16 protein-coding genes are annotated in these 17392 nt (G+C 62.9%); 8 read left to right on the forward strand and 8 right to left on the reverse strand.

All coding sequences use genetic code 11. The annotated features are described in order from the left end of the window. The first annotated feature begins 123 nt into the window (after positions 1 to 123). The 8 genes from araD1 to C9422_RS00410 all read left to right on the forward strand — a co-directional run bounded on the left by araD1 (position 124) and on the right by C9422_RS00410 (position 5584). The gene (gene araD1 / locus C9422_RS00375; RefSeq protein ID WP_116579256.1) at positions 124 to 1116 is read left to right on the forward strand and encodes an AraD1 family protein; all 993 of its coding nucleotides are present in this window, start codon (positions 124 to 126) and stop codon (positions 1114 to 1116) included. A gap of 10 nt (positions 1117 to 1126) precedes the next feature. After that, the gene (locus tag C9422_RS00380; RefSeq protein ID WP_116579257.1) at positions 1127 to 2707 is read left to right on the forward strand and encodes an aldehyde dehydrogenase (NADP(+)); all 1581 of its coding nucleotides are present in this window, start codon (positions 1127 to 1129) and stop codon (positions 2705 to 2707) included. A gap of 176 nt (positions 2708 to 2883) precedes the next feature. Next, a complete protein-coding gene (locus tag C9422_RS00390) occupies positions 2884 to 3180 on the forward strand; it encodes a DUF5629 family protein (protein ID WP_116579258.1) in 297 nt (98 codons plus the stop codon). Continuing rightward, positions 3173 to 4342, forward strand: a complete 1170-nt coding sequence (locus tag C9422_RS00395) for a lactonase family protein (RefSeq protein WP_116579569.1) — start codon at positions 3173 to 3175, stop codon at positions 4340 to 4342. The genes C9422_RS00390 and C9422_RS00395 overlap by 8 nt, the downstream gene beginning before the upstream one ends. Positions 4343 to 4498: 156 nt before the next feature. Further along, positions 4499 to 4678, forward strand: coding sequence for a hypothetical protein (locus C9422_RS00400; protein WP_007979950.1), 180 nt, complete (start codon positions 4499 to 4501; stop codon positions 4676 to 4678). Between the two features lie 198 nt (positions 4679 to 4876). Then, entirely contained in the window at positions 4877 to 5002 is a 126-nt protein-coding gene (locus C9422_RS32435) for a hypothetical protein (protein ID WP_256356799.1), read from the forward strand. 115 nt (positions 5003 to 5117) lie between these two features. After that, positions 5118 to 5330, forward strand: coding sequence for a hypothetical protein (locus C9422_RS00405; protein ID WP_116579259.1), 213 nt, complete (start codon positions 5118 to 5120; stop codon positions 5328 to 5330). Next, complete coding sequence (locus C9422_RS00410) at positions 5327 to 5584, forward strand: hypothetical protein (protein WP_116579260.1); 258 nt, start codon at positions 5327 to 5329, stop codon at positions 5582 to 5584. Before C9422_RS00405 ends, C9422_RS00410 begins: the two co-directional genes overlap by 4 nt. 164 nt (positions 5585 to 5748) lie before the next feature. Here C9422_RS00410 and C9422_RS00415 read toward each other — a convergent pair whose 3' ends face one another. The 8 genes from C9422_RS00415 to C9422_RS00450 form a co-directional block, all read right to left on the reverse strand. Beyond that, on the reverse strand, positions 5749 to 6345 hold the full coding sequence (locus C9422_RS00415) for a glutathione S-transferase (RefSeq protein WP_116579261.1): 597 nt from the start codon (positions 6343 to 6345) through the stop codon (positions 5749 to 5751). Further along, positions 6342 to 9983, reverse strand: coding sequence for an AAA family ATPase (locus C9422_RS00420; RefSeq protein ID WP_116579262.1), 3642 nt, complete (start codon positions 9981 to 9983; stop codon positions 6342 to 6344). Before C9422_RS00420 ends, C9422_RS00415 begins: the two co-directional genes overlap by 4 nt. Further along, on the reverse strand, positions 9980 to 11224 hold the full coding sequence (locus C9422_RS00425) for an exonuclease SbcCD subunit D C-terminal domain-containing protein (protein ID WP_116579263.1): 1245 nt from the start codon (positions 11222 to 11224) through the stop codon (positions 9980 to 9982). The genes C9422_RS00420 and C9422_RS00425 overlap by 4 nt, the downstream gene beginning before the upstream one ends. 259 nt (positions 11225 to 11483) lie before the next feature. Beyond that, the gene (locus C9422_RS00430) at positions 11484 to 13136 is read right to left on the reverse strand and encodes a BatD family protein (protein ID WP_116579264.1); all 1653 of its coding nucleotides are present in this window, start codon (positions 13134 to 13136) and stop codon (positions 11484 to 11486) included. Beyond that, on the reverse strand, positions 13133 to 14881 hold the full coding sequence (locus tag C9422_RS00435) for a VWA domain-containing protein (protein ID WP_116579265.1): 1749 nt from the start codon (positions 14879 to 14881) through the stop codon (positions 13133 to 13135). Before C9422_RS00435 ends, C9422_RS00430 begins: the two co-directional genes overlap by 4 nt. Next, positions 14878 to 15960: a VWA domain-containing protein gene (locus tag C9422_RS00440; RefSeq protein ID WP_116579266.1), complete on the reverse strand. Its 1083-nt coding sequence runs from the start codon at positions 15958 to 15960 to the stop codon at positions 14878 to 14880. Before C9422_RS00440 ends, C9422_RS00435 begins: the two co-directional genes overlap by 4 nt. Next, positions 15953 to 16447 (reverse strand): DUF4381 domain-containing protein, encoded by a 495-nt coding sequence (locus C9422_RS00445; protein WP_007979927.1) that lies wholly within the window; start codon positions 16445 to 16447, stop codon positions 15953 to 15955. Before C9422_RS00445 ends, C9422_RS00440 begins: the two co-directional genes overlap by 8 nt. Next, a complete protein-coding gene (locus C9422_RS00450) occupies positions 16444 to 17388 on the reverse strand; it encodes a DUF58 domain-containing protein (protein WP_007979925.1) in 945 nt (314 codons plus the stop codon). Before C9422_RS00450 ends, C9422_RS00445 begins: the two co-directional genes overlap by 4 nt. Positions 17389 to 17392: the final 4 nt, after the last annotated feature.

Below are 17392 nucleotides of genomic sequence, written 5' to 3' on the forward strand. Positions count from 1 at the left end.
GGCTTGCCCGCGATAGCAATCTGTCTGGCACATCAATGTTGAATGTGCCGCCGTCATCGCGGGCAAGCCCGCTCCCACAGGGGGGCATGTTTGCCCAGATTCTGGGTTAACAGGAGAAAACTCATGCATTTGGTTCAATTCGAATTGAGTAACGGCGAACGCCGTGTCGGCGTGGTCGACAACGGCCTGGTCCGTGAAGTGCAGGGCGCGCGCACTGTTCGCGACCTGGCACTGGCGGCGATCGAGGCGGGCGCGAGCCTTGAGCAACAGGTGCAGAGCCTGGGGCTGGGCATCAGTCAGGACTATGCCGATCTGCTGGCGCAACGGCGCATCCTGCCGCCGCTGGACCATCCGGACCCGGCGCACATGCTGGTCAGCGGTACGGGCCTGACCCATCTGGGCAGCGCGTCGGCCCGGGACAAGATGCACCAGCAAAGCGGCGACGAAACCGCGATGACCGACACCATGCGCATATTCAAATGGGGCGTGGAGGGCGGCAAGCCGGCGGCGGATCAAGCCGGTGTGCAACCGGAATGGTTCTACAAAGGCGATGGCAGCATCGTCGTCAGGCCGGGCCAGCCGTTTCCATTGCCGCCATTTACCGAAGATGCCGGTGAAGAACCGGAGATCGCCGGCCTGTACGTGATCGGTCACGACGGCAAGCCGTATCGCCTGGGTTTTGCCGTGGGCAACGAGTTCTCCGACCACGTCATGGAGCGCAAGAACTACCTGTACCTGGCCCATTCGAAATTGCGTAGCTGCAGTTATGGTCCGGAACTGCGGGTCGGTGAATTGCCACAGCATCTGGCGGGCACCAGCCGCATCCTGCGCAACGGCGAAGTGCTGTGGCAGAACGAGTTCCTCAGTGGCGAGGCGAACATGTGCCACAGCCTCGCCAACCTGGAATTCCATCATTTCAAGTACAGCCAGTTCCTGCGCCCGGGGGATGTGCACGTTCACTTCTTCGGCACCGCGACCCTGTCCTTTGCCGACGGCATTCGCACCCGACCGGGTGACGTGTTCGAGATCACCCAGGCCGAGTTCGGCGCACCATTGATCAACGGCATCGCCCCGGTCCCGGCGGCTTTCGAACCCGGCACTGTCGGCACACTTTGAGGATTTGCCCATGATCGGGATTATTGGTCACAACTACATCGGCGGCCAACGCAGCGCCGCCGGCAGCATCAAGTTGCAGAGTGTCGATGCGTCGACGGGGGAGGCCTTGCCCCACGATTTTTTTCAGGCGACACCGCAGGAGGTCGATGCGGCGGCCAACGCAGCAGCGGCCGCCTATCCGGCCTATCGCAGCCTGAGTGCGGAGCGACGGGCGCAGTTTCTCGATGCCATCGCCGATGAACTGGACGCCCTCGGTGACGACTTTGTCGCTGTCGTCTGCCGTGAAACGGCGTTGCCCGCAGGCCGGATTCAAGGCGAGCGTGGGCGTACCAGCGGGCAGATGCGCCTGTTCGCCAAAGTGTTGCGTCGCGGTGATTTCTACGGCGCGCGAATCGACCGGGCATTGCCGGAGCGTCAGCCGTTGCCGCGTCCGGACCTGCGTCAGTACCGCATCGGCCTGGGACCTGTGGCGGTGTTTGGTGCCAGCAACTTTCCGCTGGCGTTCTCCACCGCCGGCGGCGATACCGCCTCGGCGCTGGCCGCCGGGTGCCCGGTGGTGTTCAAGGCCCATAGCGGCCACATGGCCACGGCCGAGCAGGTGGCAGATGCGATCATTCGCGCTGCGCAAAAAACGGGTATGCCGGCCGGGGTGTTCAACATGATCTACGGCGGCGGTGTCGGCGAGGCGCTGGTCAAGCATCCGGCCATCCGGGCCGTGGGGTTCACCGGTTCGCTCAAGGGTGGTCGAGCCCTGTGCGACATAGCCGCGGCACGTGCGCAACCGATTCCGGTGTTCGCCGAGATGTCGAGCATCAACCCGGTGATTGTCTTGCCCCAGGCATTGCAGGCGCGGGCCGACACTGTTGCCCGGGACCTCACGGCCTCGGTGGTGCAGGGCTGCGGGCAGTTCTGCACTAATCCGGGTCTGGTGATCGGCATTCGCTCGGCGTCGTTCAGCGCCTTTGTGCAGCAAGTGGCCGGGCTGATGGGCGACCAGCCGGCGCAAACCATGCTCAATGCCGGTACCCTGGGCAGCTACGGTCAAGGCTTGCAAAAACTGCTGGCGCATCCGGGAATTGAACACCTGGCCGGCAATCCGCAACAGGGCAATCAGGCCCAGCCGCACTTGTTCAAGGCCGATGTCCGCCTGCTGATCGATGGCGATGAGGTCCTGCAAGAGGAAGTGTTCGGGCCGACCACCGTGGTGGTCGAGGTCGCGGATCAGGCGCAACTGACGGCGGCCCTGAACGGCCTGCACGGCCAATTGACCGCCACCGTCATTGGTGAGCCGCAAGACCTCGAGCAGTTCGCCGGGCTGACGGCATTGCTGGAGCAGAAGGTCGGGCGAATCCTGCTAAATGGCTATCCGACTGGCGTGGAAGTCTGCGACTCGATGGTCCACGGCGGACCTTACCCGGCAACCTCCGATGCGCGCGGTACATCGGTGGGCACACTGGCCATCGATCGTTTCCTGCGCCCGGTGTGTTTCCAGAACTACCCGGACAGCTTGCTGCCGGACGCGCTGAAGAACGGCAATCCGCTGCGCATCCAGCGACTGGTGGATGGGCAACCATCGCGCGACGCCCTCTAGCGGCTGACCACAATCCCTGTGGGAGCGGGCTTGCTCGCGATAGCGGAGGGTCAGGCAACATCGTTGTCGACTGATTGACCGCCATCGCGGGCAAGCCCGCTCCCACAGGTTTGTGTGAAACTTTGGTCGGGTGCTTGAGCTATCATTGCGTCTTTCTCATTTAAAGACTGATTGCCATGACTGCCCCAACCGACACCTTGCTCAATGCCCTCGAACACTGCGGAATGGTCGAAATCGACGGACTGCATGCCTTCGAATTCGCCCTCGACGAGTTCGACAACCTGCACATTGAATGCATGGATGGCCGTGTGGCCAAACACTGGGAGTTCACCCCGACGCAGGTTCAGTCCGCGACCTTCGACACCACGCTGCAAAGCTGGTTGATCACCGGTGACTCGGGCGAACACCGTTTGGTGTGCCTGGGCGATATCGTCAGCGGTGACAACGAAGATGATGACCAGGATGATGCGTAACCTCTGGCCGCTGTTGATGGCCGGCAGCATCGGCGCGATGGGCGTCCAGGCCGCATCCGCCGAGGAGGATCAACTGCTGGTGGGCTCCTACACCGCCGGTCAAAGCCAGGGGATCTATCGCCTGGCTTTCGACAGCACCACCGGGCAGATCAACGCCACGCCCTTGCAAGTGGTCAAGAGCGAAAATCCATCGTGGTTGACCCTCTCGAAAGACCAGCGCCACCTGTTCGTGGTCAACGAAAATGGCCCGGGCCAGGCTGATCCGGTCGGGCGCGTCAGCAGTTACGCGATTGATCCCAAGACCCATGCGCTAAACCTGATCAGCCAGGTGCAAAGCCTGGGCAACGAGCCGACCCATTCCAGTCTCAGCGTCGATGGCAGCCATTTGTTTGTCAGCAATTATTCGGTGGCCGAAGACCCCGGTGGCACCCTCGCGGTGGTGCCGGTGGCGGCCGATGGCCAACTCAAACCGGTGGTGCAGATGAGCAGCCACCCGGCGAGCCGAGTCAATCCAGAACGCCAGGCCTCGGCCCACGTGCATTCGACCATCCCGTCGCCGGACGGCAAATACCTGTTCTCCAACGACCTGGGCGCCGACAAGGTGTTTGCCTACCGCTTCGACCCCAAGGCCAATCCGCAGCTGCCATTGACCCCGGCCAACCCGGCATTCGTGCAACTGCCGCCCGGTAGCGGGCCGCGTCATTTACTGTTCAGCGCCGATGGCAAACATGCCTGGCTGACCATGGAAATGAGCGCTCAGGTGGCGGTGTTCGATTACCACGACGGCACGCTCGAGCAGACGCAGATGGTCGACCTGGCTGCCGGGCAACCCGTCTCGGACAAGGCGGCCGCGGCGCTGCATGCCTCGGCCGATGGCAAGTTCCTCTACGTCAGCAACCGTGGTACGGCCAATCAACTGCTGGTGTTTGCCATTGATCCGCTAACCGGACGCCTTGCCGAGTTGCAGCGCCGGGCGGTAGAAGGCGATCATCCGCGGGAGTTCAGCCTCGACCCGAGCGGCAAATTCCTGTTGATCGCCAACCAGAAGAGCAACCAGATTGTCGTCGTCGAACGCGACGCCAAGAGCGGTCTGTTGGGTAAAACCGTGCAAAAATTGCCGATGGGCGCCCCGAGCGACCTGAAGTTTCTACCGCGTCAATAAGCCGCAGGCCCCGGTTGATGGGGCCTGCCTGCTTTTATCAATGACGCTGATATCTGGTACTGCTACAAAGCATTTCAAGGCATGAACCCTCGAGGGTTAAGTTTGCTTCACGGCCCCACCGGGCAAGCAAGCCAACTGAATCCGAGGAATACCGCCATGAACTTCAACATCTTCTCTGTCATCGCCGCTTCCGCCATTTCTGCCACCGTTGCGCTGCCAGCCAGTGCCAACGTTGAAATCAGCGACAAAAAAGCCCACACCCAGAGCTACACCCAGAAATACCTGCAACAGAGCGCCAACTTCTACGCCGCGCTGGATCACAAGACCCAAGCCTGAACTTCCCCCCCTGCCTTTATGCAGGAGCGAAGTCACTGATGATCGACAGCTGTTGAAAACGATCAGAGTGATGTCGCTCCTGCATAACGCATTTGCGACAGCATCAGTTTGCTATCAATGTCGCGCTTGATATCACATGGCCATCCGTTTAAATTGACGCTGATTTTTTGACTCCTCCTCACGGCAAGGATCGGCAGCATGGTGACGCGTCTGGCATTGGTTCTTCTGTTTCTCTATTCCACCCCTATTTTGTCGGCATCCGACGCTGTTTCTGGAGAACCGGAAGCTGCGCGCGAGCGCTTGATGAGTTTTATTGAAGACTGAAATAGTCTGGCTTGATGATCAACGAAGCTGATGATCACTATGGATAACCCTGAGTGGTGACCCAGGCTTTTTTGATCGATTCTGTGGGCATTGAAACATGCCTGCGGAGAACATCATGGCCAGCGCAATTCTCACTTCTGCCAAACACGGCGCCTATGTAGCGATCGGCCTGTACCTTGCCATGGTGCTGTGGGTCAGCCTGTCAGCCCAGTCACAATCCAGCTTCGAAGCGCCGATCCAGGTCGCTCATCCCGGCATCCAGTTTGATCACCGCGCGCAAAACGCCAGCGTTGATCAGGCTGAACTCGCAGGAGTCGCCGGCGCATGAAAGGGCACAGACTCTGGGTCATCGCCTTCCTGGCGTTCATGACCAACGGATCCTCCCTGCTGGGGATCGGACAGGGCTCGGCGGGCTCGGTGGCGCGCGCCATCGAAGCCAATCACAACATTGCCCGCAATATCGAAAACGCCAACGCGCAGGGCATGCTGGCCGGCAATCCGCCGATCAGGAATGAAGGCGTGGTTTTCGGGCCGTTCCAGGTCGATTGCTCGGCGATCGGGATGTGTGAGGTGTTGGCTTGAGCCCTGCTGTCGTTGAAGGGCTTTTGTGGTGAGGGGGGCTGCCTGTGGCGAGGGGGCTTGCCCCCGTTCGGTCGCGAAGCGGCCGTAAATCCGGATGACCAGAAAAAGCTTGGGGCTGCTTCGCAGCCCAACGGGGGCGAGCCCCCTCGCCACAGGGGTCGTGCTTACTTGCGCATCACACTGGTAAACAGTTCAGACTCCAGAAACCGCTGCAACCAATCCTGCAACCGCCGATACGGCGTCTGCGCAAACCATTCACGGTCGACGTGGGCGAACTGCCGCACGAAGGGCATCAGCGCCACATCGGCCAGGCTTGGATGGTCGGCCAGCAAATAGTCGCGCCCCTCCAGCAACTCATCCAGCCTTTGCAAAAACACCTCGCCCTCGGCGCGATACGCCTCCATCGGCTGCTCGGGATAACGCTCGGCGTACTTGTAGCGATTCAAGTGCACCTTGAACACCTGATCGTTCTGTTCGATCAGCGGGGCGATCTGCGCCGCTGCGTCAGGATCATCCTTGAGCAACCAGTCTTGCGGATCGTTCTGTGCCAGCGCCCAGCGCATGATGTCGAGGCTTTCGTCGATCACCCGGCCATCGGCGCTCAGCACCGGCACCGTGCCTTTGCCCGACAGCGCGAGCATCTCGGCGGGCTTGGCCTTCAGGCTGACTTCGACGATGTCCACGGCCACTGCCGAATAACGCAGGGCCATGCGTGCACGCATGGCGTACGGGCAGCGGCGGAAGGAATACAGCGTGTTCATTTCACCTCCAGGGTGCTCAGGCCGTTGCCCTGACGGCGGACCTGAATCTGCACCGGAATCCGTTCATGCATTTCCTGTACGTGGGAAATCACCGCGACCTTGCGGCCCTGGGCCTGCAAGCCGTCAAGGGCGTCCATGGCCAGTTGCAGGGACTCCGGATCGAGGCTGCCGAAGCCTTCGTCGATGAACAGCGACTCGATTTTCAGTGTGCTCGATGCCATCGAGGCCAGGCCGAGGGCCAGTGCCAGCGATACCAGGAAGGTCTCACCACCGGACAGCGAATGCACCGAACGCAGTTCGTCACCCATTTCGGTGTCCATCACCAGCAACCCGAGCATGCTGCCGCCGCGCTTGAGGCGATAACGGCGCACCAGTTGGCGCAATTGCACGTTGGCGTGATGCACCAGCAGGTCGAGGTTGTAGGCCTGGGCGATCTTGCGGAAGGTGTCGCCGGTGGCGGAGCCGATCAACGCATTCAGGCGTGCCCAGCGTTGATACTCGTTGTAGGCGTCGGCAATCTGTTGGGCCAGGGCCTGATTGGCGTTCTGCCGGCGCTGGTCCTCGACCTGCTCGGCGCGCAGTTCGGCGCAGTGCTGCTCGCTGACGGCGAACTGATGTTGCAGGTCGGTGAGGGCAGTGGCGAGTTGCTCGGCATCGAGGTGGCCGTTGTGCTGGGCTTGATGGTCGAGCAAGCGCTGATCACGCTCCTGCAGCAGCACCTTGGCCTGTTCGATGGCTTTTTCGTTGTGTTGCAAGCGTTGGCGCAGTTCGCTGACTTGCATGTCGTCGACCCGCAGCAGATCTTCGAGGCCACCGTCATCCAGCTCAGGATGTCGGCCGCGCCAGTCGGCGATCTTGTCGGTGAGATCGCGATCTTCGTTTTCCAGCGCTTGCAAACGCTCCTGCTGCGCCTTGAGTTCGGCGGCGATCTGCACCCGTTGCGTACGTACCTGCTGCAGCTCCTGCGCCGTTGTTGCCTGGGCATTGCGCGCTTGCTCTACGGCGCTTTCCAGCCCTTGCTGCCACTGCTCGGCGCTGCCGTGCTCGCCCAGCAATTGGGCAAGTCGGTGCTGGCAAGCCGTTTGCTGTTCGGCCAGTGCACTGAATTGCTGCTCGGCGATTAGCTGCTGTTGCACGCGGGTTTGCTGGCGATCCTGTTCTTTCTCAAGCGTCTGTTGGCGCTGTTGCTGCTCGGCAAGTTCTTCTTTCTGCTGATCGAGCTGTGTGAGGCGTTCGGCGATCTGCCGATCCAGCTGGATGAACGTCGCAGCAGGCTCCACCCGTAGCGCTTCGAGGGTTTCGGCTGGCAGAAGGTTGCCGAATGCGGCGAGTTCCTCGTCGAGTCGTTGACGGTCGCTGTCCAGTTCGCGCTGCTGGTTGCTCAGGTGCTGGGCTGCTTGCTGATGCGCGGTTTCGGCATGGCGCAATTGCTGGGTCAAGCGCGCGGCGTCCTGCTGCAGGGTGAGCAGGGCGCGCTGACGTTGTTCGTCCTGAGTGATGCTCTGGTTCAACTGATCGTTTTGCCGGGTCAGCCAGGCGTCGCGCTTTTCGGTGTCCTGATCCAGCAGCTGTGGGGCCAGTGGGTGAGCGTCGAGGCTCGGTGCCAAGGCTTGTTGTTGGGCGTCCAGTTGCTCCTGTTGTTGCAGCAGCTCCTTTTGCCGGGCGATGACGCCCACCACCTCTGCGCGCAGTTCGGTGAGCTTTTCCTTGAGCTGGTCGACCGCTTGCTGCGCGCGGGCCTGTTCGTTTTCATCGTGGCGACCGAGGCTTTGCAGCAGCGCTTCGGGTTGATGGTAAGGATGCTCGTGACTGCCGCAGACCGGGCACGGCTGGTCGTCCTGCAACTGTGTGCGCAACTCTTCGACACTCGCACTGCGGGCCAGACGCTGGCGTTCCAGCAGTTCCCGGGTGACGTTGAAGGCTTGTTCGGCGACCGTCAGTTCGGCTTTGGTTTTCACCCCGTCCTGAGTCAGGCGCTCACGTTCCTGTTGCGCGGCAAGCTGACGTTGTTGCAGTTCGGCGCCGCGCTTGTCCAGTTCCTGCTGGCTGGCCCACAGCCGCGTCAGGTCTTCGATGGCGCGCAGCTGTTTACGGTTGTCCTGCAACAGGTTGCCGAGGATGCCGATCTGCTCGGCCACGGCGTCCGGCTCCGCGCCGGCCTCCTTGAACAGCACTTCAAGTTGCTGCTTTTGCAAGGCGAGCTCTTCGCCGCAGCGGGTGGCGGTTTGTTCGAGGGTCGCCAGCTCGGCCTGACCTTTATTCAAGCGGTTGCCGATCAACATCAACTGTTGCAGGCGATCCCGATAGGCATTCCACGCGTCGCTGAGCGGCGCCAGATGGCCGCTTTGCTCAAGCTCGGTGGCGATACGCTGCAAACGTTCGGCAACCTGGTTCTGCTTTTCCAGCAAGGCTTGAATGGCGCTTTGGCCCTGGATGCAGGTTTGTTCTGCGGTGTGCTTCGCGTCGGCGCTGAGGGCGGTGTCCCTGGCCAGGCGGGCGAGGGTGCTTTGTTCCTCGAAGGCCTGACGCAGTAGCGGAGCACTGTCGGTTTGTCGTTGCAGGGCTTCGCTGAGGGCAATTTGTGTGGCAGAGAGGTTCTGCTCCAGCACCGTCTGGCGTTCAGTCAGCTCGTGCTGCTGCCGGGTATGGGCAGCAACCTGGGCGGCCAGTGGCGTCAGCAGTGCATCGAGTTCGGTTTTGCGGGCGAACTGATGCCGTTGCGGGCCGAGTTGTTCCAGCCGTGTCAGCTTCAAGCGTTCGCCGGCCAATCCTTCCCACTGCTGTTGGGCACCGTGAAGTTGTTCGGTCGCGGCGAGTTGAGCGTCCTGCAACTGACGCAAATCCTTGAGCCAGGTGTGCTGCTGCTCAAGCTGTTTGAGTTGTGCCTGCTGCAATTTCAGCTGTTGCTGCGCGGCATTGAAGCGCTCATCCAGTTCCGCACGGGCCTGCGGCGCCAGCGGCGTCACTCCGCTGGCCTGATCCTGAAGCAGCTTGTGAACCTCGCGAGCCTCCTTGGTCTTGTCGAAGGCGCGACGACCGAGGCGGGTGTAGAGCGCGGTGTCGGTGAGTTTCTCCAGCAGTTCGCTGCGGTCGTTGTCGTCGGCCTTGAGGAAGGCGCTGAACTCGCTTTGCGCCAGCAGCACGGCGCGGGTGAACTGTTCGAAGTTCAGCCCCAGCGCGGCTTCGAGCTGAGCCTTGTATTCGCCTTTCTGGCTGGCCAGCAACTGGTCCTGATCGATGTCACGCAAGCTCTGGCGGCTGGCCTGCAGTTTGCCGGCGGCCTTGTCCCGAGCGCGATTGGCTTCCCAGCGGGCGCGGTATCGGCGGCCGTCGACTCCGACGAAATCCACTTCCGCATAGCCTTCACCGGTGCCGCGACGCAGCAGGGTTCGCGGGTCGCCGGTGCCGATTTCGCCGTCGGCGTCCGGTACCTTGGCGTCGCGGCCGGTGTTGTTCAGGCGTGGTACGGCGCCAAACAGCGCCAGGCACAAAGCATCGAGCAGCGTGCTTTTGCCGGCACCGGTGGGGCCGGTGATGGCGAACAGTCCGGCACTGGCCAGGGGTTCGGCGGTGAAGTCGATTTCAAACGGCCCGGCCAGGGAGGCGAGGTTTTTCAGGCGGATCGCGAGAATTTTCATGGCTGTTCGCTCTCCATCTGCACGTCTTGCAACAGCTCGGCAAAGTCCTTGAGGGTCTGCTCGTCGACCTCGCTGCCGTAGTTGTCCTGCCAGGCGCGGCTGAACAGCTCCTGGGGCGTGAGCTGGTCCAGTTCGATCAGCGTGCTGCCCTCATCGACACCGTCACGGCCGCCATTGCCGGCGTACTCGGCGGCGATGCGCACCAGGCGCACGGCCTTGCCTTGCAGGGCGGTTTCCACTTGATTGCGCAGGTCGGGCTGCGGTTCATCGAGGCGCACCCGCACCTCCAGCCAGGGTTGGCGGTGGATGTCGGCCAACAGGTCGATGTCCGGCAGGTCCGTCAGCTGCAGCAGGATCTCGCTCAAGGGCGCCGGGCCGATGCGTTGCAGGTTGACCGCGCGGGGAATCAGTTTCGGCTCGACGCTGACCAGAGTTTCGCCGTCGAGCTTGATGTCGAGAATCTGGTGCTGATAGCTGATCTCGGAGAACGACAGCGGAATCGGCGAGCCGCTGTAGCGGATTCGCTCCTCGCCGTTGACCTTCTGCGGTTTGTGCAGGTGACCGAGGGCAACGTAGCTGATGCTCGGCCCGAACAGACTGGCGGGCAGGGCTTCGGCGTTGCCGATGATCAGGCTGCGCTCGGAGTCTTCCGACACCGAACCGCCCGCCATGTGCGCGTGGCTGATGGCGATCAGTGCCTGGCCTGGCGTGCGCCTGGCGTTGGCCGCTTCGATCAGCCATTCGTGCACCTGACCGATCCCGCGCAGGTAGTTGTCGCCCAAATGCGCGCCGGTGACTTCGGCCGGGCGCAGGAACGGCAACGCCAGGCACCAGGCGGCGATCGCACCACTGGCGTCAGGCAACGGCAACAACAGGCGCTCGGCATCCAGCTGCCCGTCGTCCAGCCACAGCACACGGCCGAGCGCGTGGGTGCGCAAGCGGCGCATCAAGGGGGCCGGCAGTTCGATCCGCGAGCCGGAATCATGGTTACCGGCAATCATCACGATGGTCAGCGACGGCTGCTGCTCATGGGCGCTGACGATGAAGTCGTAGAGCCGCTCCTGGGCTTTGACCGGCGGATTGACCGTGTCGAAGATATCGCCAGCGATCAACAGCACATCCGGCTGATCCAACTTCAGTTGGCGTAACAGCCACTCGAGAAAACAACCGTGTTCGAAATCGCGATCCTGGCCGTGCAGGTTTTGCCCCAGGTGCCAGTCGGAGGTGTGAAACAAGCGCAAGGCGGACTCCGCTACAAAATAGGTAATGGCCGCGTGAAAAATGAAGGCGGCGAAAGGGGGGGAGAGTTTACTGGTAAACACTCCCAAGGTGGTCAGGCACTCAACCTGTGGCAGCTCCGATCTTAAGGCAATACCCGATTAACTGTGGGAGCGAGCTTGCTCGCGAAAGCGTTAGCCCATTCAACAATGATGTGTCTGACGCACCGCATTCGCGAGCAAGCTCGCTCCCACAGGTGGCGCTCTTTGTCTCAAGGGCGAGTTATTTGGGATAAAGCGGCGGCAACCCACTGTCGCCAACCACATCCTGCACCCGTTCGGCCATCGGGATCGCCTTGATCGCCCGCCACAGCTCGTCACCTTGCCAGTACTGGCCGGTTTCGCTGTAGAGCGCGCCGTTCAAGCCGTCGAGGGCGTTGGACAGGGGCACGAAGCGGGCGGCCATGTCGGCCAGGGTTTCCGGTTGTTGCCGGGCCCAGGCGTCGAGGGCCTGGCGGGTGGCGTGGGAATCATTGGCCAGGCAGGCACGCTTGAGGTCGTCGAGTACCGTGCGCGGGCTCGGGCCGGTTTGGGCGGCGCGCGCCACCGCCGGTTGCCAGCGGCCACGCCACCAGAGGCCGAAGCCGAGCAGGGTGGTGCAGGCCAGGAACAGGGTGCTGAGCTTCCAGCGCCACAGGGCTTCGCTGTCGGCGCCGGCTTCGACCGCAGACACGCCGGCCGGGGTGTCGACCACCAGACTCGGGTTGGCCGCCACGTGCAGCGTGCGGGCGGGCAGGCTGCTGTGTTCCAGATGGTCTTCGAAGGTGTTCCACCAGACCACGTCGACGGTGGGCAGCTCGATGGCGCCGGTGCGTGTCGGCACCAGCGCCTCGCGGTCTTCACGGCTGCCGACCAGGCCGCGTTCGCTGTTCTGGTTGCCGAGCACCGGTTGATCCGGGTAGCGGCGCAGCCCGCCGACGTCGGTGCCGGGCAGCGGTGGCAGTTGGGTGCTGGACAAGCCTTCGGCCGTCACCGTCAGGCTGCGGGTCAGTGAATCGCCGACCTGGGCGTGGTCCGGCTCCGGGTTCCAGCTTTCGCTCAGGGTCAGGCTGCGCGCTGGCAGCCAGGGGGCATCGGCCGGCCAGGTGATGGGTTTGGCCTTGACCGTTAACAGCAGTTCGGCCGAGGTGACGCGCATCAGCTTGTCGGATTTCGGTCCCTGGGTGGCGCTGTCCTGTACCGGTTGCGCATCGACCAGCGCAGCGTTGAAGACCTGTGCCGGAATGATCAGTTCGCCACTGTGTTGCGGGTAGATCGCGTAGCGCATTTCGATCACACCGTGGCGCAGCCCATCGATGTCTTTTTCGTAGGTGCGTGATTCGCCCAATTGTTCGATGCGTGCGTCAGGTATCTGCAAGGGGGGCAGGCTGCTGTCGTCGTACAGCGACACCGAGTGGTAGATGCGCAGGGTCAGGACTGCCTGGGCCTGAACGTACACGCTGGTTTGATCGAGGCTGGCATCGATGAACACCGGGGCGCGTTTGTTCGGGTTGTCCGGTGTTTCGCTTTCGACCACTTGCAGGGTGATCGGCTGGCTCTGCAGTTCGCCCAGTTGCAGGGGCGGAATCACGACGCTGCCGTTTTGCCGCGGCAGGAGGGTGATGATCCAGCGCGTGGCGGCCTGGTTTTCACCGCTGAGGGTGTTCAACTGGTTGACCTGGCGGGTGCCGCGCACTTCGAACAACGGCTCCAGCGGTGTCAGGTCGGGTTTGCCGAACTGGGTCACGTCGGTGGATTCCAGGGTCAGCTCGACCGTCTCGCCTGAGCTCAGGCGACTGCGGTCCACACTGGCGGCCAGCTCTGCAGCCTGTGCCTGGACAGTGCAGAACAACAGGCCGTGCATCAGCGCGAGCAATAAAACGGTGAAGCGGGTCATCGAGTTTTTTCCTGATCCTGATGTTGTTGCTGTTCGTACCAGAATTTTCGCCGCAGCAGCTCGCCGGGGTCATCCGGGATCTGCCGCAACCACTGCTCCAGTGCCTGACGCTGTTCACCTTCGATACTGTCGGTGGCAGGGCGCAAGGGCGGCGTGGTGTGCTGTTCGTCACCCAGCTCGCTGCCGGGCACTTCATTGGCACCCGGTCTGGGCGGCGACACCGGCGGTTGCACAGTGTGGGAGTCGGCCGGCGGTTCTTGCGCCTGCGGCTCGCCGCTGTCCGAAGATTGCGATGAGACGCCGGGTGGAGTCTGTTGTTGCATGGCCTGGGGTTCATTGCCGGCGGAAGGGTCCGGTTCCGGGGCAGGCGGGCTGTTTTTCTGCTTGAGCAGCTCTTCCACCAGCGCCTTGTTGGTCAGCGCCGGGCGCAAGTCCGGTTGACGTTCAAGTGCCTGTTCGTACGCGTCCAGGGCCGCCTCCAGCTCACCGCTCTTGGCCAGGGCATTGCCTCGATTGTAGTGGGCGTGGGCATCGTTGCCTTCTGCGAACCGCTCGGCGGCGCGGGCGTAATCTTCGGCTTCATAGAGCGCCACGCCTTGCCACTGGTGGTCTTCGAAGCGCCGGGCGGCTTCGGCCGGGCGCTTTTGTTTGAGCAGGTGCACGCCTTGTTGATCAGGACGCAACCACAGGTCGGCGAGGTCGAAGGCGTAGCTCGGTTGAGGCAACGCCAATAGCAGCGGCAGGCACAGCAGCCAGCCGCGACGCCCCGCGCAGGCCGCCAGCAACAGCAGCGGTAGCAAAAGCCAGTAACCTTGATCGGCCCAGGTGTCCAGGCGCAGGGTCTGACCGTCGTTGCGCAGGTTGCGCGGGCCGTCGAACAGGCCAAGGGCATGCAGGTCACTGTCGTCCAGGCGCGCCTGGCGAAAGCGTCCATCCAGGTCGTTGGCAAAAGCTTTCAAGCCTGGCTCGTCCAGGCGCGGCACGAGAATGGCCCCTTGTTCATCCTTGAGGAAACTGCCGTCCTCCTGGGTGATGGGCGAGCCTTCGGCGGTGCCGATGCCAAGCATCAGAAATTGAGTCGATTTGCCGCTGAGCGCATGACGGATGCCCAGCCGTTCCTGTTCGGTCAGGGACGATCCGATCAGCAGGATCCGGCCGTCGCCCAGCGCCGCTTGTTCGAGCAGCGCCAGGGCCTTGAGCACCGCCAGATCGGCGCGATGCCCGGTCTCTGGCATCAACGACGGTTTCAGTGCGTCCAGCAGATTGCGGCTGGTGGACAGATCATCCGACAGCGGTACCAGCGTGTGGGCGCTGCCGGCGTAGACGACGATGGCGGTTTGCGCGTCGCTGCGAATCTGCAGTAGATCGAACAACTTGCGTCGCGCCTGTTCGAGGCGGTTGGGCATGACGTCGGTGGCGAGCATTTCCGGGGTCAGCTCGAGCACCACCACCAGCGGGTCGGCGGGCTTTTGACTGGTCTGCTCGACACGCTGCCAGCCCGGACCGAGCAGGGCGAGCAGGGTCAACAGCCACGCGAGACCGAGGGCGATCCAGGGCAGTTTACTGTCACGGCCACTGCCGCCACTGCCGCCACTGAGCAGTGCGGCGTGAAAGGCCGGTGGCAGAATCATTTGCCAGCGCCCGGCGCGCTTCTTGCGGTGCCACAGTTGCCAGAGCAACCAGCCAAGCACCGGCAGCAACAGCAGCCACCAGGGGCGGAACCAGTACGGCCACAGCATACTCATCGACGCCTCCGCAGGCGCAGGCGTTTGAGACGCTGGCGCCAGTCAGGCAGCAGTTGGGTTTGCAAGAACAGATCCTTGGTGAACAGGCGTTGCAAGGGGTTGTCCGGCCAGAGCACGGGGGCCACCAGCAGTATGCTCAGCCACAGTGCCAGGGCCAGTGGCCAGTGGTACAACGCTTGGGTCGGGCGGGCCTGGGTGGGTTGCTGGGCCACGGGCTCCAGTTGATCCAGGGTGTCCTTGATTGCCTGCAGCTCTTTGCCGTCGCGAGCACGGAAATACTGGCCACCCGTGGCCTCGGCGATGGCCTTGAGGGACGGTTCGTCGAGGTCCAGGCTCGGGTTGACGCCGAGGAAGCCGACCGTGCCACTTTGCTCTGGATCGGCGCCGATGCCGATCGGGTAGATTTTCACGCCTTCCTTGGCGGCGAGTCGCGCAGCGGTGAGTGGGTCGATTTCACCGCCATTGTTGGCACCATCGGTCACCAGGATCAGCACGCGGCTGGTGGCCGGACGCAAACGCAGGCGCTTGAGGGCCAGACCGATGGCATCGCCGATGGCGGTGTTTTTACCGGCGATGCCGATGCGCGCCTCATCGAGCCAGACGCGCACGGTGTGGCGGTCGAAGGTCAGCGGTGCCTGCAAGTAGGCCTGGCTGCCGAACAGGATCAACCCGACCCGGTCACCTTCGCGGCTTTCGAGAAAGTCGCCGAGCAGATGCTGGACCAGTGACAGGCGACTGATGTCTTCGTCCTGCCATTGCATGTCAGGGAAATCCATGGACCCGGAAACGTCCACTGCCACCAGCAGGTCACGGCCGCTGGCGGCAATCGGCAGGGGCTCGCCGAGCCACTGCGGGCGAGCCGCCGCGACCAGCAGCAACAGCCATAGCAGGATGAACGGTGCCTGCTGGCGCCAGGCTGGCAGGTTGGCCCGGGCGCGTCGCCCGGCGAGGCCTTCCAGGTCGCTGAGGAAGCTGACCTTGAGTGCCGGTTCACCACTGTCGGCCACCGGCAATACGATGCGCATCAGCCACGGCAGCGGCGCAAGGGCAAAAATCCACGGCCAGGCGAATTCAAACATGTTTGCGAATCCACGTATCGACGGCTTGGGTCAGGCCGGCAATGGCCTTGTCGTCGAGTTTGCATTCGGGTTTGTAGGCGCCTTCCACGAGCACCATCCAGCGGGTCAGGCCGGCCGCCGGGCAGCGATTGTCGAGGAACGCCAGCCATTTGCGGCCGTTGAGGGTGTGGCTCTGGCTGTAGGGATAGTGGTTGCGGCACAGGCGCTTGAGCAGGCCGTTGAGTTGCTGCAGCCAGGCACCCGCCGGCGCACCGTCGTAAGGCTTGGGCATCAGTGCCAGCTCGGCCAGGGCCGCAAGGCGTACCGGATCGAGCGGCTGTTCGGCACGTACCACGGGGCGTTTTTGCGGAATGAAGCGACGCAGCTTCCACAGGCCCAGACCGATCAGTGGGACCACGAGCAGCAGCAGCCACCAACCCGGTGCCGGGGGCCAGAACTCCACTGGTGGCGGGGATATCAGCGGTTGCAGTTGATCAAGGCTGCTCATCGGCCTTTCCCCGGTTTCTGTGGGTTCAGGTACTCGCGCAGTTGCTCGACCATTTCGCTCTGAGTGCTCAACGGCATCATCAGCACCCGCAGTTTCTGCGCGAGCAGTTCCCAGCGGGCGATACGTGCTTCGGCCTGGGCCCGGTAAGTCTGGCGCAGGTCGAAATTCAGCGTGTCGAGTTCCAGTTGCGCGCCGCGTTCGGCGAAACGCAAAAGACCCGCGGCGGGCAGGGCATGGTCCAGCGGATCGGACAACGGCAGCAACAACAGGTCGCAGTGGCGCGATAACAGGCTCAGCTGTTGCTCGGCGCTGTCCGAAAGGGCGCGCTCGTCGCAGATCACGATCACCAGGCTGCCAGGGCGCGACACTTCCCGGGCGCGGCGCAGGGCAATGCCAAAGGCATCGCGGTCCGGTTCGCTTTCGCTGTTGAGCGACTGATTGACCCGCACCAGCCGGTTGAGCAACTGCAGCAGGCTTTGCTTGCTGCGCCGAGGCTTGATTTCGTAGTGCTCATTGTCGCCATACACCAGCCCGCCGACCCGGTCGTTATGCCCCAGGGCGGCCCAACCGATCAGGCTTGCGGCCTGGGCGGCGAGCACCGACTTGAACATCAGGCCCGAGCCGAAAAACAGCCGGCGACTCTGTTCGACCATGATGAAGATCGGTCGCTCACGTTCTTCGTGGAACAGCTTGGTGTGGGGTTCCTGGGTACGGGCCGTCACGCGCCAGTCAATGGTGCGCACATCGTCGCCGGCTTGATAGACCCGCACCTGATCGAAGTCGACGCCACGTCCGCGCAGTTTGGAGTGGTGCAGGCCGATCAGCGGGCTGCGCTGGCTCGGCGTGGAAAACAACTGCACTTCACGCACGCGATGGCGCATCTCGATCAGGTCGGCGAGGCTGACACGGATGCCCGGCTCGGGCGGCAGGCTGGCGTTCATCGGG

Source organism: Pseudomonas sp. B1(2018) (assembly GCF_003097365.1).
Taxonomy (GTDB): domain Bacteria; phylum Pseudomonadota; class Gammaproteobacteria; order Pseudomonadales; family Pseudomonadaceae; genus Aquipseudomonas; species Aquipseudomonas laurylsulfatiphila.

Bases quoted from the DNA above. Each gene is read 5' to 3' on its own strand.
- C9422_RS00445 (WP_007979927.1), bottom strand. From the start codon at position 16,447: ATGAGCAGCCTTGATCAACTGCAACCGCTGATATCCCCGCCACCAGTG.
- araD1 (WP_116579256.1), top strand. From the start codon at position 124: ATGCATTTGGTTCAATTCGAATTGAGTAACGGCGAACGCCGTGTCGGC.
- C9422_RS00415 (WP_116579261.1), bottom strand. From the start codon at position 6,345: ATGAACACGCTGTATTCCTTCCGCCGCTGCCCGTACGCCATGCGTGCA.
- C9422_RS00450 (WP_007979925.1), bottom strand. From the start codon at position 17,388: ATGAACGCCAGCCTGCCGCCCGAGCCGGGCATCCGTGTCAGCCTCGCC.
- C9422_RS00400 (WP_007979950.1), top strand. From the start codon at position 4,499: ATGAACTTCAACATCTTCTCTGTCATCGCCGCTTCCGCCATTTCTGCC.
- C9422_RS00395 (WP_116579569.1), top strand. From the start codon at position 3,173: ATGCGTAACCTCTGGCCGCTGTTGATGGCCGGCAGCATCGGCGCGATG.
- C9422_RS00420 (WP_116579262.1), bottom strand. From the start codon at position 9,983: ATGAAAATTCTCGCGATCCGCCTGAAAAACCTCGCCTCCCTGGCCGGG.
- C9422_RS00435 (WP_116579265.1), bottom strand. From the start codon at position 14,881: ATGAGTATGCTGTGGCCGTACTGGTTCCGCCCCTGGTGGCTGCTGTTG.
- C9422_RS00430 (WP_116579264.1), bottom strand. From the start codon at position 13,136: ATGACCCGCTTCACCGTTTTATTGCTCGCGCTGATGCACGGCCTGTTG.
- C9422_RS32435 (WP_256356799.1), top strand. From the start codon at position 4,877: ATGGTGACGCGTCTGGCATTGGTTCTTCTGTTTCTCTATTCCACCCCT.
- C9422_RS00390 (WP_116579258.1), top strand. From the start codon at position 2,884: ATGACTGCCCCAACCGACACCTTGCTCAATGCCCTCGAACACTGCGGA.
- C9422_RS00380 (WP_116579257.1), top strand. From the start codon at position 1,127: ATGATCGGGATTATTGGTCACAACTACATCGGCGGCCAACGCAGCGCC.
- C9422_RS00410 (WP_116579260.1), top strand. From the start codon at position 5,327: ATGAAAGGGCACAGACTCTGGGTCATCGCCTTCCTGGCGTTCATGACC.
- C9422_RS00440 (WP_116579266.1), bottom strand. From the start codon at position 15,960: ATGTTTGAATTCGCCTGGCCGTGGATTTTTGCCCTTGCGCCGCTGCCG.
- C9422_RS00405 (WP_116579259.1), top strand. From the start codon at position 5,118: ATGGCCAGCGCAATTCTCACTTCTGCCAAACACGGCGCCTATGTAGCG.